Below are 14150 nucleotides of genomic sequence, written 5' to 3'. Positions count from 1 at the left end.
GGGGTCAGTTACGTGGTTGGACAAGTTGCCGCGAGTCCCTATCTTCAGGATCAATGACAAGACAAAAGACAAGAACGGGTCTGCCCACAAGGGAGCAGATCCTCGATTTCATTTCCACATCCCCGACCCCTGCGGGCAAGCGCGAGATCGCCAAGGCGTTCGGGCTGCATGCACAGGACAAGATCGCGCTCAAGGCGCTGCTCAAGGACATGGGCGACGAGGGGCTGATCGACAGCGCACCTGGCCGGGCCTTCCACAAGATGGGCGGCGTTCCCAAGGTGACCGTACTGCGGATCACCGACGCCGACGGCGATGCCGTGTGGGCAGTGCCCGAGCGCTGGGAGGCCGAGGGCATCCCGGTGCCGCGGCTGCGCGTGCGCGAGCAGCGCGGAAAAAGATCGGCGTTGGGCGTCGGCGATCGCATCCTCGCGCGCACCGAAGAGGCTGGCAAAGGCTGGATTGCGCATCCGATGAAAAAGCTCGCAGGCGGCGAAGAGCAGATGCTCGGCGTCGTCCACGAGGAGGGTGGGCGCCTGTATCTGCGCGGCGTCGACAAGAAGGAGCGCAACAGCTACCCGATCTCGGAGCGCAACGGCGCCGAACCGGGCGATCTCGTGCTCGCCAACAAGGCCGGCAAGCCACCGCGGATCTTCGCCCATGTCGTCGAGCGGCTGGGCGATCCCTTCGCGCCGCGCAGCTTCTCGTTGATCGCGATCCATCGCCACGGCATCCCCAATGTCTTCTCCGACGAGCTGATCGCCGAGGCCGAGCGCGTCTCGAAACAGCCGCTGGGCGAGCGCGAGGATCTGCGCGACTTGCCGATCGTGGCGATCGATCCCGCCGATGCGCGTGATCACGACGACGCGGTCTGGGCGGCGCCCGACGACGATCCCAAAAACGAAGGCGGCTGGAAGGCCGTGGTCGCGATCGCCGATGTCAGCTTCTATGTCCGTCCCGGCTCGGAACTCGATCGCGAGGCGCGCAAGCGGGGCAATTCGGTCTATTTCCCCGATCGGGTCGTGCCGATGCTGCCCGAAATCCTTTCGGCCGAAATATGCTCGCTCAAGGAGGGCGAGGACCGTGCGGCCTTGGTCTGCCACCTACAGGTGGGCAAGCAGGGTGAGTTGAAGTCGTGGCGCTTCAGCCGTGCTGTGGTGAGCATCGCCGCGAATATCGCCTATGATGATGCGCAGACGATCATCGACGGGCCGGGTTCGCCGCGGGCACTGCTCGACGACGCGTATCTGCCGGGCACCGCGAAGCGCGCAACGATCGAAGCTGCGCTGCGGCCGCTGTGGGACTGCTGGCGGGCACTCAACAAGGCGCGCGAGAAGCGCGAGCCGCTCGACCTCGATTTGCCCGAGCGGCGGATCGTGCTCGATGAAAAGGGCCGGATCCTCTCGGTCGCGCCGCGTGAGCGCCTCGATGCGCACAAGCTGATCGAGGATTATATGATCGCAGCCAACGTCGCCGCGGCCAAGGCGCTGGAGGCGAAGAAGGCGCCGGTGATGTACCGCGTCCATGAGCCGCCGGCGCGCGAGAAGCTGGTCGCGCTCAAGGAATATCTCAAGACGTACGACATGGAGTTCGCGCTGGGGCAGGTGATCAAGCCCGCGACCTTCAACCGCATCCTCGAACTGGTGGGCGAGGCGGACTTCCGCGATGAAGTGATGCAGCAGGTGCTGCGGACCCAGACCCAGGCCTATTATGGGCCGCAGAATGCCGGGCATTTCGGGCTGTCGCTGGGAAGCTACGGACACTTCACCTCACCGATCCGCCGTTACGCCGACCTGATCGTCCACCGCTCGCTGGTCGATGCCTATAAGCTCGGGCCAGGCGGTCTCACCGCCGAAGAGGCCGGGTCGATGGATCGGATCGGCGAAAGCATCTCGACACTCGAGCGCCGGGCGATGGAGGCCGAACGCGAGACGATCGACCGCTACGTCGCCGCCTATCTCTCCGCGCATGTCGGCGAGGTGATGGATGCGCGGATCACCGGGGTGCAGAATTTCGGCTTCTTCGCGACGATCGACGGCATCGGGGGCGACGGGCTGGTCCCGGTGCGCGATCTCGGCACCGAATATTTCCGCTACGACGAAGCGAGCCAGCGGCTGATCGGCGAGGATACCGGCGAATTCTTCGCGATGGGCCAGCGGCTCAAGCTACGGCTGGCCGAGGCCAATCCGATCTCCGGCGCGCTGCGCTTCGAGCTTCCCGACGGCAAGGGCTCGGCATCGAGCAATGGCGGACGCGAGGAGCGCGGACGCGGACCCAAGCGCGTCATCAAGCATCGCGGCCGACCGGCGAACATCCGCCACCAGGGGCGCAAGCGATAGGCAGTTGAGCTCGCCCGTTTCCCGTGTCAGCCTCCGCGCTGCACAGGGGGGCGAGCATGGCCGCAGTGTCACCGGGTCTGTCGATCATCGCGGGGATGACGATGCGCGCGCGGCGCAAGATCGCCGCGCACTTCTTCGTCCATCATGCGATCAGCGCAGAGGATGCCGTCGCTTATGTGCCCCAGAACCCTGTCGCGCAGCGCCAGTTCGAACGGATGCAGCGCAAGGCGTGATCCGCGAGGCGGGCGCGGGGCGCTACTGGCTCCATCGCGCCGCCTATCAGGCCGAGATCGACTCGCGGCGGCGTGTACTGGTGCCGATCGTGATCGTGTTTTGTGTCGTCGCGGCTGGCGTGATCCTGCTCGGCTATCAAGGCTGACGCGGCTTAGGTTGACTCGGTTTGCGGAAATGCGATTCATCTCGCAACATTCTTGCGCGCCAGTCTCGCGCAATCGATCCCATTTCTCCAACAATTTGAAAGAGCGGCGGCGCGAGCCGGCCGCTCGATCCCAGCACTCGAAATCCTACATTGCAAGCGGTCAGTCGATCGTGAAGCTGAGCCCGGCATTCGCTTCGAGCCGTTTCTTGAGCGGCTCGGCCATCAGCGCGCCTGCGGTCCAGATGCCGCCTTCGCCCTGAACGTCGCGGATCAGGCAGAGCGCGCTCTCGGCGATCATCTTGCTGGTCGAGCCATAGCCGGGGTCGCGATCGCCCTTGACCGTGGCGGTGAGGCGCTCGCCCGAGGGCATCTCGGCGACGAAGGCGATGTCGTAATAGCCGGTCTCGCGCTCTTCCTTGCCAGGGCCTTCGCCGGGAGCGGGGCCCTTGTCCGAGTTCATCGGGTTCATCCTGGCGATCGCCTCGGCCGCGGCCTTGCCGATATCGCCCAGACCCGGCGCGACCATCATCTCGTCATATTGGAAATCCGCACCGTACGGATGCCCGGCGAGGAAGTTGGTGCGGTGGACGTTCTTGGTGTTGATCACCGCCATCATGAACGGCGCGACCCAGCCGCCCACGGCCTCGTCATATTCGGGCAGCACGCCCTTGGGCTGGGTCGGTCCCTCGAAGCCGGGCGTGAGCGCGAACGGATCGATCAGGGCCTTAAACACCGCAGGGTCTTTCATCGCGGCAGCCGCGGTGGCCTTGCCGCTGGCGAAGGTGCCGCCCGAGAACGTGCCCTTCATCGCGCGGACGCGACCCTTGACCCGCGGCGCGGGCTTGCCGAAGCGGCGGATCGCTTCCTGCTCGACGGTCCATACGCCGAGATCGAACGGGATCGAATCGAAGCCGCACGAGAAGACGATCCGCGCCCCGCTGACCTTGGCGGCGTCGTGATATTTGCCGATCATCTCGTGCATGAAATTGGGTTCGCCGCACAGATCGACATAGCCGGTGCCGGTTTCGACGCACGCTGCGAGCAGGGGCTCGCCATAGAGCTGATAGGGGCCGACAGTGGTGATCACCACCTGCGCCCGGGCGGTCATCGCTTTCAACGCGGCGGGATCGTCGGCGTTGGCGGTGAGCAAGGGCGTGTCGGCGGGCGCCCCGATCTCGCCGCGGACCTGTTCGAGCTTGGTCAGCGAGCGGCCGGCCATCGCCCATTTCACATCAGCATGCCTGGCTGCGAGATATTCGGCGACGAGGCGGCCGGTGAAACCGGTGGCGCCATAGACGATGATGTCGAACTCGCGATCAGCCATTTTTCTCTCCTGCCAAGCTTTGCGACTCACCATACCCGATCTTCTGAAATCGGGAAGCAGGTGCGTGCCGCGGGGCAGGGGTGAGATTGGGGCGCTCAGGCTTCGTTGAACTGCAGCGCCGCGAGCCGCGCATAGAGACCGCTTGCGCCGACCAGCTCGGCATGCGTGCCGGTCTCGACGATGCGGCCGTCGTCCATGACGATGATCCTGTCGGCAGCGCGCACGGTTGCCAGCCGGTGGGCGATCACCAGCGTGGTGCGATTCTCCATCAACCGCTCGAGCGCGTCCTGGACGAGACGCTCACTCTCGGCGTCGAGCGCGGAGGTGGCTTCGTCGAGCAACAGGATCGGCGCGTCGCGCAGCAAGGCGCGACCGATCGCGATCCGCTGGCGCTGGCCGCCCGACAGGCGGGCGCCGGCCTCGCCGAGGAAGGTGTCGAGGCCCTGCGGCAGCTCGCGGAGGAAATCGCCGGCATTGGCGGCCTCGGCCGCTGCCCAGATCGCGGAATCGTCCGCATCCCACGCGCCGTAGCGCAGATTGTCGCGTGCCGAGGCGCCGAAGATCACGGTGTCTTGCGGGACGATCGCCATGCGGCCACGGATTTCGGCCGGATCGGCCTGGCGTACATCCACACCGTCGACGCGAACCACCCCAGTTTCGGGATCGTAGAAGCGCTGGAGCAGCTGGAACAAGGTCGACTTGCCCGCGCCTGAGGGACCGACCACGGCGATGGTTTCGCCGGGGCGCACGTCGAGCGAGAAATCGGCCAGCGCGGAGACTTCGGGGCGAGTGGGGTAGCGGAAGGTGACCTGCTCGAAGGCAACTGCACCCCGCGGCGGCTGTGGGAGGGGCAGCGGGTTGGCGGGAGCGGCAATGTCGGGCTCCTCGCGCAGCAGCTCGGCGAGGCGGCTGGCGGCGCCCGAACCGCGGAGCAGTTCGCCATAGACTTCGGTCAGCGCGCCGAACGAGCCGGTGACGAGCCCGGCGGTGATCACGAAGGCAGTGATCGAGCCTCCCGAGATGCGGCCTTCGGCGACGCCATATACGGCGTCCCACATGATCAGCGTGATCGCAGTGAACAGCAGGCCGATCACTGCCGCGGTCATCACGGCGCGGAGCGCGAAGCGGCGCTTGGCGGCGGCGAAGCTGCGTGTGACGGCGCCCTCGAAGCGCTCGGCCTCGCGCTTCTCCTGTCCGAAGGCCTGGACGATGCGCATCGCGCCGAGCGTCTCCGAAGCGATCGCGCCGATATCGGCGACGCGGTCCTGGCTCGACCGCGACAAATTGCGGACCCGGCTGCCGAGCCAGACGATCGGCAGCACGATCACCGGGATGCCGACGAGCAGATAGGCCGCGATCGCGGGCGCGAGCGTGAACAGGTAGATAATGCCGCCGATGCCGGTGAGCAGGTTGCGCAGCGCAGTCGAGACGGTGTTGCCGACCACCATCTCCACGATCGCGGTGTCCGATGTCAGGCGCGAGGCGATTTCGGAGGGGCGGTTCTCCTCGAACCATTTGGGCGGCAGACGCAGCAGATTGCGGTGCACTGCCATGCGCATGTCGGCGACGGTGCGCTCGCCGACCCACGAGACGAAGAAGAAGCGCACCGCGGTGGCCACCGCGAGCGCTACGACGACGAGCAGCAACCCTTGGAAATAGACGCCGATCTTGCTGGTGTCCGCGCCCGCGGCGAAGCCGTTGTCGACGATCTGCTTGAAAGTGCGCGGGATCCACAAAGTCGCCACCGAAGAGGCGACCAGCGACAGCGTCGCCACTGCCAGCTGGAGCGGGTAGCGGCGGGTGAAGCTCCAGACGACGAGCAGATTGCTGAGCTTGCGCCGGGACTGTGGGGCGGGCGCAGGGACGGGATCGGGCATGGCGCGCGGACTAGCGTGATTGAAAGGAGAGGGGAACCTTCTCTTGCTCCCGCTCTCTCCCGGGCGGGAGAGGGAAGGGGCCCGCCGCGCAGCGGTGGGAAGGGTGAGGGTGACTGCGGAAGAAGGTCGTCACCCTCACCCTTCCGCCGACTGCGTCGGCTCCCTCCCTCTCCCGACGGAGAGGGAGAAATGGGAACTCGTCCCAAATTTGGAACATTTGGTATGACAACGTTGCACCGCAACACGGCGCGCTATATTAGTATGATAAGTCGCCGCCGTTCCAACGGGTGACGGTGGAAGGAATTTGATGCTCTACGACGCGTACGAGATTCAACGGTCACTCCTCGCCGGCGCCAGTGCCTGGGCCAATTTCTCCGCGGGGCTGCTCAACAATCCCGCCAATCCGTTCGCCTATTTCGGCGGCGGACCGGTGCTCGCCTCGGCGCTCGAGGTGTTCGCGCACGCCTCCGCGCCGCGCGGCAAGCCGGATTTCGCGCTCGATCACACTACGATCGACGGAAAGCAGGTCGAGGTGCACGAGGAGGTCGTGCTGCGCAAACCGTTCGGGCAATTGAAGCGCTTCGTACGGAACGGCGTCGAAGGCGGCCCCAAATTGCTGATCGTCGCGCCGATGTCGGGCCATTATGCCACGCTGCTGCGCGGCACGGTCGAGCGTATGCTCCCGGTGGCGGATGTCTATATCACCGACTGGCGCGACGCGAAGCTGGTGCCGCTGAGCGAAGGCCGCTTCGACCTCGACGATTATATCGACTATCTGGTCGAGTTCCTCGCCCATGTCGGGGCTGAGGGTAACGCACGCCCGCACATGCTGGCGGTGTGCCAGCCTTCGGTCCCCGCCTTCGCCGCCGCGGCGCTGATGAGCGCGGACAAGCATCCCAACCGGCCGAAGACGCTGACGATGATGGGCGGCCCGATCGACACGCGCGAGGCGCCGACCGCAGTCAACACGCTGGCGACCGAGCGGCCGCACAGCTGGTTCGAGAAGAACGTCATCGCGACGATTCCGGTGACCTATCCGGGGGCAGGGCGGCGGGTCTATCCCGGCTTCCTGCAGCTTGCCGGGTTCATGACGATGAACCTCGGCAGCCACATGGTCAGCCATTGGGAGATGTTCCGGCATCTGGTCGACGGCGACGGTGAGGGCGCCGATTCGACGATGAAATTCTACGAGGAATATCGCTCGGTCTGCGACATGACCGAGGAATTCTACCTTCAGACGATCGACGTGGTGTTCCAGGCGCATGCGCTTCCCAAGGGCGAGATGCTGCACCGCGGGCGCCGGGTCGATCCTTCGGCGATCACCGACGTCGCGATCCTCGCGATCGAAGGCGAGCGCGACGACATTTCGGGGCTGGGCCAGACGAGGGCGGCGCTGACCATCGCGGATAAATTGCCGGCGAAGCTCAAGCAATATTACATGGCGCCCGAAGTCGGCCATTACGGCATCTTCAACGGCTCCAAGTGGCGCACGAAGATCGCGCCGGTGCTCGAGCAGTGGATCGCCGCGCACGACTGATCAGTCATAGGCAGTCACCAGCGCGCTCCACGCCAGCAGCGCGAGCAGCCCCCAGATCGTCAGGACGATCAGCACGCCGCCCCAGCTGACCGGGCGGCGAGTGGCGATCTCCGCTTTGGCGCGATGCTCGGCGAATTGCTCGGGCGCGATCATCTTCTCGAACAGCCATACGCCGACCGGAATCAGGATCGCGTCGTCGACCAGCCCGAGGACCGGAATGAAATCCGGGATCAGGTCGATAGGCGACAGTGCGTATGCCGCGACCAGCAAGCCGAACAGCTTCGCGTAGATCGGCGTGCGTGGGTCGCGCACCGCGAGGTACACGGCATGTGCTTCGGTGCGGATGCGGTGCGCGAGCGAGGGTCCCATGGCTCAGGACCTCGCGTGCCGTGCCCGCCTGGTCAATTCCGCATTAGCCCTCAGCGGTAGTGCTCACCACCGCATGGCTGCCTTCCTCGCCGCTTTTGATCTTGCCGCCGAACAGCATCTTGAGCTTGCCCGACACCGATATGTCGGTTTCCCACAATTCCGCGCTCTCGATGTCGAAGCGCAGCAAAGCGAGGTTGGGGTCATCCTTGCCGCCGGGAAACCACGCCTCGACATGGTTGTTCCACAGTTTGTCGATCATCGCGAAGTCGTTGTCGATCCGCGCGGCGCCGTCGAAACAGGCGAAATAATCGTGCCCCTTCGAAACGAAATGCGCCATCGCGCGGCCGCCGGGGGCGAGTCGATTGTCCTTGCCGATGAAGAAGAACAAGGTGTCGACCTGATCCTCGTCGAGCTGGGCGGTGAGCGGGATATGGTGCTCGGGGCTGTCCATCAGCCCGACCATCACGAACGGGCTGGCGGCCAGTTTCGACCAGAGATCCTTCTTGAGTTCGGCGGTGTCGGCCATGTTTCACTCCCGGATTGCGTTCGGGAGAGTAACGACGTGCCGGTTCAGGCGTTCCCGAGCGCGGCGGCGGCGCCGAGCAGTTCGAGGTCGGTGCGATTGACCAAGGCGACCGGCACTTCGGAAAGCTGGCGGCGGAACGCGGCCTTGCCCTCCATGCGGCGGCGGAAGCCCGGATCCATCAATTGGGGCTGGAGCGCGCGGGCGATCGCGCCGGTGAGGAACACCCCGTCCCACGCGCCATAAGCGAGCGCGAGATCGCCCGCGAAGGCACCGAGATGCTCGACGAACATGCGCACCACCGCGGTGCTCACCGGATCGCGGCCGACATTGCGGGTGACGTCCTCGGGTCTTTCGAGCTTCTTGCCGCCCGACAGCGCCTCGTACGCGAGGAGCAGGCCGGGCGCGCCGAGCAGCGTCTCGATGTCGAAGACGATGCCCTTCGAAGTACAATATTGCGCGAAGGTGCGTTCGTCCGTGCTGCCGGGCGAGAAGGACATGTGCCCGGCCTCGGTCTGCAGCGCGCTGAGTTTCCCGCCCGCGGTGATCAGTGCAGCGACGCCGAGCCCCGTGCCGGTGCCGATCACCACATAGTTTCCGCCGGCCTCCACCAGCCGCGGCGGTGGCCCCTGCAAGGGCGTGAAGGCCGCGATCGGCAGCATCGTGAGCGCGAGCGCGTTGGCGGCGCATTCGTTGAGCGCGCGGGGACGGACGCGCAACACGGCCTCCACGCCAGAAAGCGAGATGTACCAGCGGCTGCCGGTGAGGTTGATCAAGTCGCCGCGCACGGCGCCCGCGACGGCGAGCACGCTTGGCAGCCGTGCTTCCTGAAGCCCGACACCGTTCAAATAGGCGACCAATGCGCTGGTGAAGGTGGGGTGCTCGGCAGTCATGAACTTGCGCACGTCGCGCGGGATCAGGCCCGCATCGCCGCCGGTCAGCCCAAATCGAACCGATTGGCGGCCGATATCGGCTACCAATGCCACGTCTCCTGCCATTGCGGCCCCTCCTTCACGGCCTCCTTTGGCGGAAGCTCGGCGTTGGTATCGCTAACATAACTTACGGAAACAACAATGAGAAAGATGGCGCGTTGTCATCAGCTTAAAGCTGCAGCTTTGTATGCAAGCGGCAACGAATAAAGGCCAGATTATTGCGCAGGCGCCGTGAGCGGACGGGGATCCGGGCCGTAGCGATTGGAGCCTTCGGAGGGCGTCCAGAGCGCAAGTCCCCAGAAGGCGAGGATCGCAATAAGCCGGATCAGGTCGTAAAGTCCAGGAATATCAATCTCTTGCTGCCCGGGCAGTTCTCCGGCCCACCACAGCGTTCCGAGTAGGACCAGCACGGGGGCCCAGCCGACCCACCCCGGCGCATCGCAATCGTGTGCGCGTCGCGCCATCAGCGCGAAAAGCGGCAATATCTGCGCGGCCAATACCAGCCAATTCAGCGGTAGGGCGGCGGGTGAGTCGGTCGGAACCAACGCACGGCCCCCCCAGCCGAGAAGCATGAACGTCAGCCAGACGAAGATCAGCGCCTCTGCGCGTGTCGAGCGGCCGCTGAATACTGCGATGTCGCAGAAAGGTTTGCCGACGAGCTTCAGCTCTTCCCAAGGTTTGCGCGCGGTCATTGACGTCGAGGGTGCCGTTGCGACACCCTCCCGTCAATCGATCACAGCACCTCGAACAGCCCTGCCGCGCCCATGCCGCCGCCGATGCACATCGTCACCACGACATATTTCGCGCCGCGGCGCTTGCCTTCGATCAGCGCGTGGCCAGTCATGCGCGCGCCACTCATGCCATAAGGATGCCCGATCGAGATCGCGCCGCCGTTGACGTTGAGCAATTCACCCGGAATTCCGAGCGTGTCCTGGCAATAGAGCACCTGCACCGCGAAGGCTTCGTTGAGCTCCCACAGGCCGATATCGTCCATCTTTAGGTTGAAGCGTTCGAGCAGCTTGGGGATCGCGTAGACCGGGCCGATGCCCATCTCGTCGGGCTTGGTGCCCGCTACCGCCATGCCGACATAGCGGCCGAGCGGTGTCAGGCCGCGCTTCGAGGCGAGCGATTCCTCCATCAGCACGCTGGCCGAGCTGCCGTCGGAGAGCTGGCTGGCATTGCCCGCGGTGACGGTGCCGTTGGGGAGCACGGGGTTGAGACCCTTCAGGCCCTCCAGCGTGGTGTCGGCGCGATTGCCTTCGTCCTTCGCGAGCGTGACTTCCTTTTGAGTGACCTCCTTGGTCTCCTTGTTGACCAGGTTCATCGTCGCGGTGACCGGGACGATCTCGTCGTCGAACTTGCCTGCGGCCTGCGCGGCGGCGGTGCGCTGTTGCGACTGGAGGGCATATTCGTCGCAGCGATCGCGCCCGATGCCATAGCGCGCGGCGACCACCTCGGCGGTCTGGAGCATCGGCATGTAGATGTCGCCCTGGAGCGCGAGCAATTCGCGATCAGGCTCGACGCGCATTGCCGGGGTCTGGACGAGGCTGATCGATTCGACGCCGCCGCCGATCGCGATGTCCATATTGTCGACCATGATCTCCTTGGCCGCAGTGGCGATCGCCATCAGCCCCGACGCGCACTGGCGATCGACCGACATGCCGGCGACCGAGACCGGCAGGCCGGCGCGGAGCAACGCGGTGCGAGCGATATTGCCGGCTTGGCTGCCCTGCTGGAGCGCGGCACCGAAGATCACGTCCTGCACCTCGGCGGGATCGATTCCGGCGCGCTCGACCGCGGCCTTGATCGAATGGCTGCCGAGCGTGGGGGCGGGGAGCGCGTTGAACGCGCCGCGATAGGCGCGGCCGATGGGAGTGCGGGCGGTGGAGACGATGACTGCGGAGCGCATTTTCTTTCCTCTCAGACGTAAATGAGCGCGATCCATTCGGCGATCAGCGCGGGTTTTTCCTCACCCTCGATTTCGAGGGTATATTCCTGAACCTGCTCCCATACGCCGGGCTTGCGCTCGATGAATCGCAGCAGCTTGAAGCGGCCGCGGACGCGTTTGCCCGAGCGGACCGGGGTGAGAAAGCGGACTTTGTTGCCACCATAATTGACGCCCATCTTCACGCCGGCGATCTTCGGCGCATCGGTCTTGGCGGCGAGCATCGGCATCAGCGAGAGCGACAGAAAGCCGTGCGCGATCGTGCCGCCGAACGGAGTCTGCGCCGCACGTTCGGGGTCGACATGGATGAACTGATGGTCGCCCGTCGCCTCGGCGAACTGGTCGATCATCGTCTGGGTCACTTCGACCCAGTCGGACACGCGTTCGGTGCCGATGCTCTCGGTCATCTGCTCGACGGTGATCGGTCCCGTGGTCACTGAGGCTTTCTCCCGCCACTTTCAGCGTGACTAGGCACCATCTAGGGAAGTCAGGGGGGCTATCGCAAGTCTCACCCGACCGAGAATTTGAAAATGCCGATGGACGTAGCGTCCGGCTCTCGTGGCGGCGCGGGGAGGGCGGTCGATCGAGCGAACCCGATGTTCAAAAGCGCTCCGAAAGGCCCGTGTACGGCCCCGACTCGGCCGGGGTGTCAGGTCTCGTCGGGCTCCTTGTCAACGCGCCGCACGGGCTGAACCTCCGGATATGGCATGATCAGCTTTCCGTCCGGCGCGGCCGTGAAGCTGGCCTGGGCAGGGTAGGGCATGTCGATCCCTTCCTGCGCGAAGCGGCGCAGGATCGTCGTCGCGAGCTTGTCGCGGATCCGGTTCGCCGCCGTCCAGTCGGTGCCGTCGATCTCGACGATGAATTCATAGTCGAGCGTACTGGGGCCGAAATTGGCGAAACCGTTGCGGGTCGTGCGAGCACCGCATGCCTCGGCAATCTCGACAAGGATCTGCGGCAGCCGGTCGAGCAGGTCGGGCGGCGTTTCATAGGCGACGCCTAGCATCCAGTTGAACCGGATGAGGCGGCGGTCGCTGAAATTCTGGATCTCCTTGTCGAGCAGCTGCCGATTGGAGATGATCCGCAATTCGCCCGTCACCGAGCGCAGCCGCGTCGATTTGAGCCCGATCTGCTCGATCGTCCCGTCGGTGCCGTTATATTTGATGTGCTGGCCGACGCGAAAGGGGCGGTCGAAGATGATCGACAGCGCGGCGATGAGATCGCCGAAGATGCCCTGCGCCGCCAGACCGATCGCGATGCCGCCGATGCCGAGACCGGCCACCAGACCCGTCACGTTCACGCCGACATTGCTGAGCACCATCACCGTGGCGATCGCGAACAACACGATCGAGACGAGCAGCCGAATGATGCCGATCGCGCTCGCCAGCCCCTCGCCATTATAGTTTTCGGAAGTGGTGCGGTGCTCGATCGCGCCGAAGATCAGCTCGCGCACCCAGATCGCGACCTGGAACACCGCGGCGATGGTGAACAGGAAGCCGATCGTGGTCGCGACCATCTGCGGCGGATTGGCATAGCCTGCGACCAGCCGCAGCGCCGTCATGATGATGAAGAAGTTGCCGGTCTTCGACAGCGCGCGGCCGATGACCGAATACCAGTTCGCAGTGCCGGCACCGCGCTGGCACAGGCGCATCGCCCAGGCACGGACGGCATGGAGCGAGGCGACGATCAGCACCGCGACGCCCGCCGCGATCGCGATGTTCAGCCAGTGGCTTTCGATCCAGATCAGCGAATCGTCGAACAGCGTCCTTGCCTGCGCCTCCATGTCCGGACCCGCGGGGATGAGCGGTTTATTGGCCGTGCTATTGGTCATCGAGTCGTCAGGCTGCCTTGGCTTGGGGAGCGGCGACCTCTTCGAGGAAGGTGATCAGACCGCGTTCGTAACGGTTGAGGTAGCGGGTGGCGCGCGGCAGCCGCAAGTGCTCGCGGAACTCGGCCTGTGCCTCGCGGCTCTTCGCCAGATCGATCAGCCGCGGATGGACATAGGATTTGCGGGCGATCGAGGGTGTATTGCCGAGCGCATCGGTGACCGGCTCGAGCATCGTCTTGACGCCAAGATAAGATTTCGCGTCGGCGAGCGCTTCGAACGCGATCACGCTGGCGCCCCAGGTGCGGAAGTTCTTGGCAGTGAAATCGTCCGCCATCGCCTCACGGATGTAGCAATTGACGTCGGTCGAGGTGACCGGATGCGCCTCGCCCGCTTCATCGACCCAGCGGAACAGATGCTGGCCGGGCAGGTCCTGGCAGCGCTTGACGAAGCGCGACAGCGTCCGGTCGGTGATCGTCATGATCCGCAGCTTGCCCGATTTGGCGCGGAACTGGAGCTTGAGCGTCTCGCCCTTCACCTTGACGTGGCGCTTGCGCAGCGTCGTCGCGCCGAAGCTCTTATTTTCCTGGGCATAGGCTTCGTTGCCGACACGGATCGTGCCGAGATCGAGCAGGCGGACGACGGCTGCCATTGCCTTCTGCTTGCACAGGCCGCGTAGCTTGAGGTCTGTCTCGACCCGTTCGCGCAGCTTCGAGAGACGATGACCGAAGCCCGCGCAGCGATCGTATTTCGCCGCCTCCTGCGCCTCGCGGAAGCCGGTGTGATAGCGATATTGCTTGCGGCCCTTGTCGTCCCAGCCGACCGCCTGAATGTGGCCGTTCGGGTCGGGGCAGAACCACGCGTTGCTATAGGCAGGGGGCAGGCCGATCTTGTTCAGCCGATCGATCTCGTCGCGATCGGCGATGCGCTTGCCTTGCGGATCCCAATAGCCCCAGCCGTGGCGAACCTTGCGCCGCGTGATTCCCGGTTCATGATCATCGACATAGACGATGGCGTCGAGCGTCATCGGGCCTCCCTCGCTTGTCGCACTGAATGCGCAGCCCATCGCTTCGTTCCGGAACCTGCGCGGGGTTGCAGAGGTT

14 protein-coding genes are annotated in these 14150 nt (G+C 65.1%); 4 read left to right on the top strand and 10 right to left on the bottom strand.

All coding sequences use genetic code 11. The features are described 5' to 3' along the window. Nucleotides 1-53 precede the first annotated feature (53 nt). The 3 genes from rnr to CVN68_RS23135 are packed head-to-tail and all read left to right on the top strand — an operon-like array spanning nucleotide 54 to nucleotide 2715. Nucleotides 54-2336: a ribonuclease R gene (gene rnr / locus CVN68_RS09520; RefSeq protein ID WP_100281994.1), complete on the top strand. Its 2283-nt coding sequence runs from the start codon at nucleotides 54-56 to the stop codon at nucleotides 2334-2336. A gap of 56 nt (nucleotides 2337-2392) precedes the next feature. Then, entirely contained in the window at nucleotides 2393-2569 is a 177-nt protein-coding gene (locus tag CVN68_RS23140) for a hypothetical protein (protein WP_158298811.1), read from the top strand. Continuing rightward, entirely contained in the window at nucleotides 2566-2715 is a 150-nt protein-coding gene (locus CVN68_RS23135; protein WP_158298810.1) for a hypothetical protein, read from the top strand. Before CVN68_RS23140 ends, CVN68_RS23135 begins: the two co-directional genes overlap by 4 nt. A gap of 160 nt (nucleotides 2716-2875) precedes the next feature. Here CVN68_RS23135 and CVN68_RS09515 read toward each other — a convergent pair whose 3' ends face one another. Both CVN68_RS09515 and CVN68_RS09510 read right to left on the bottom strand, forming a co-directional pair. Continuing rightward, on the bottom strand, nucleotides 2876-4039 hold the full coding sequence (locus CVN68_RS09515) for a saccharopine dehydrogenase family protein (RefSeq protein ID WP_100281993.1): 1164 nt from the start codon (nucleotides 4037-4039) through the stop codon (nucleotides 2876-2878). A gap of 95 nt (nucleotides 4040-4134) precedes the next feature. Beyond that, nucleotides 4135-5916, bottom strand: coding sequence for an ABC transporter transmembrane domain-containing protein (locus CVN68_RS09510; protein ID WP_100281992.1), 1782 nt, complete (start codon nucleotides 5914-5916; stop codon nucleotides 4135-4137). A 307-nt stretch (nucleotides 5917-6223) separates the two neighbouring features. On the opposite strand from CVN68_RS09510, the gene CVN68_RS09500 reads away from it, so the two are divergent. After that, nucleotides 6224-7453, top strand: coding sequence for a polyhydroxyalkanoate depolymerase (locus CVN68_RS09500; RefSeq protein ID WP_100281990.1), 1230 nt, complete (start codon nucleotides 6224-6226; stop codon nucleotides 7451-7453). Here the strand turns inward: CVN68_RS09500 and CVN68_RS09495 are convergent, their stop codons facing one another. From CVN68_RS09495 to CVN68_RS09460, 8 genes are all read right to left on the bottom strand, one after another. Then, nucleotides 7454-7822, bottom strand: coding sequence for a YkvA family protein (locus CVN68_RS09495; protein ID WP_100281989.1), 369 nt, complete (start codon nucleotides 7820-7822; stop codon nucleotides 7454-7456). It lies immediately after the preceding gene. A 43-nt stretch (nucleotides 7823-7865) separates the two neighbouring features. Further along, on the bottom strand, nucleotides 7866-8348 hold the full coding sequence (locus CVN68_RS09490; RefSeq protein ID WP_100281988.1) for a pyridoxamine 5'-phosphate oxidase family protein: 483 nt from the start codon (nucleotides 8346-8348) through the stop codon (nucleotides 7866-7868). A 44-nt stretch (nucleotides 8349-8392) separates the two neighbouring features. Further along, entirely contained in the window at nucleotides 8393-9343 is a 951-nt protein-coding gene (locus tag CVN68_RS09485; protein ID WP_100281987.1) for a glucokinase, read from the bottom strand. A 149-nt stretch (nucleotides 9344-9492) separates the two neighbouring features. Then, complete coding sequence (locus CVN68_RS09480) at nucleotides 9493-9969, bottom strand: DUF805 domain-containing protein (protein ID WP_100281986.1); 477 nt, start codon at nucleotides 9967-9969, stop codon at nucleotides 9493-9495. Between the two features lie 41 nt (nucleotides 9970-10010). Further along, on the bottom strand, nucleotides 10011-11186 hold the full coding sequence (locus CVN68_RS09475; protein ID WP_100281985.1) for an acetyl-CoA C-acyltransferase: 1176 nt from the start codon (nucleotides 11184-11186) through the stop codon (nucleotides 10011-10013). 11 nt (nucleotides 11187-11197) lie between these two features. After that, nucleotides 11198-11629, bottom strand: coding sequence for a MaoC family dehydratase (locus CVN68_RS09470; protein ID WP_100284319.1), 432 nt, complete (start codon nucleotides 11627-11629; stop codon nucleotides 11198-11200). 242 nt (nucleotides 11630-11871) lie between these two features. Then, nucleotides 11872-13053, bottom strand: coding sequence for a mechanosensitive ion channel family protein (locus CVN68_RS09465; protein WP_199560248.1), 1182 nt, complete (start codon nucleotides 13051-13053; stop codon nucleotides 11872-11874). A gap of 7 nt (nucleotides 13054-13060) precedes the next feature. Further along, nucleotides 13061-14074 carry a DNA topoisomerase IB gene (locus CVN68_RS09460; protein ID WP_100281984.1) on the bottom strand — a complete coding sequence of 338 codons (1014 nt, stop codon included), beginning with the start codon at nucleotides 14072-14074 and terminating at the stop codon, nucleotides 13061-13063. Nucleotides 14075-14150 lie beyond the last annotated feature (76 nt).

Source organism: Sphingomonas psychrotolerans (assembly GCF_002796605.1).
Classification (GTDB): domain Bacteria; phylum Pseudomonadota; class Alphaproteobacteria; order Sphingomonadales; family Sphingomonadaceae; genus Sphingomonas; species Sphingomonas psychrotolerans.
The sequence above is the reverse complement of the archived record's forward strand: the minus strand, read 5'-3'. Positions and strand labels throughout refer to the sequence as shown.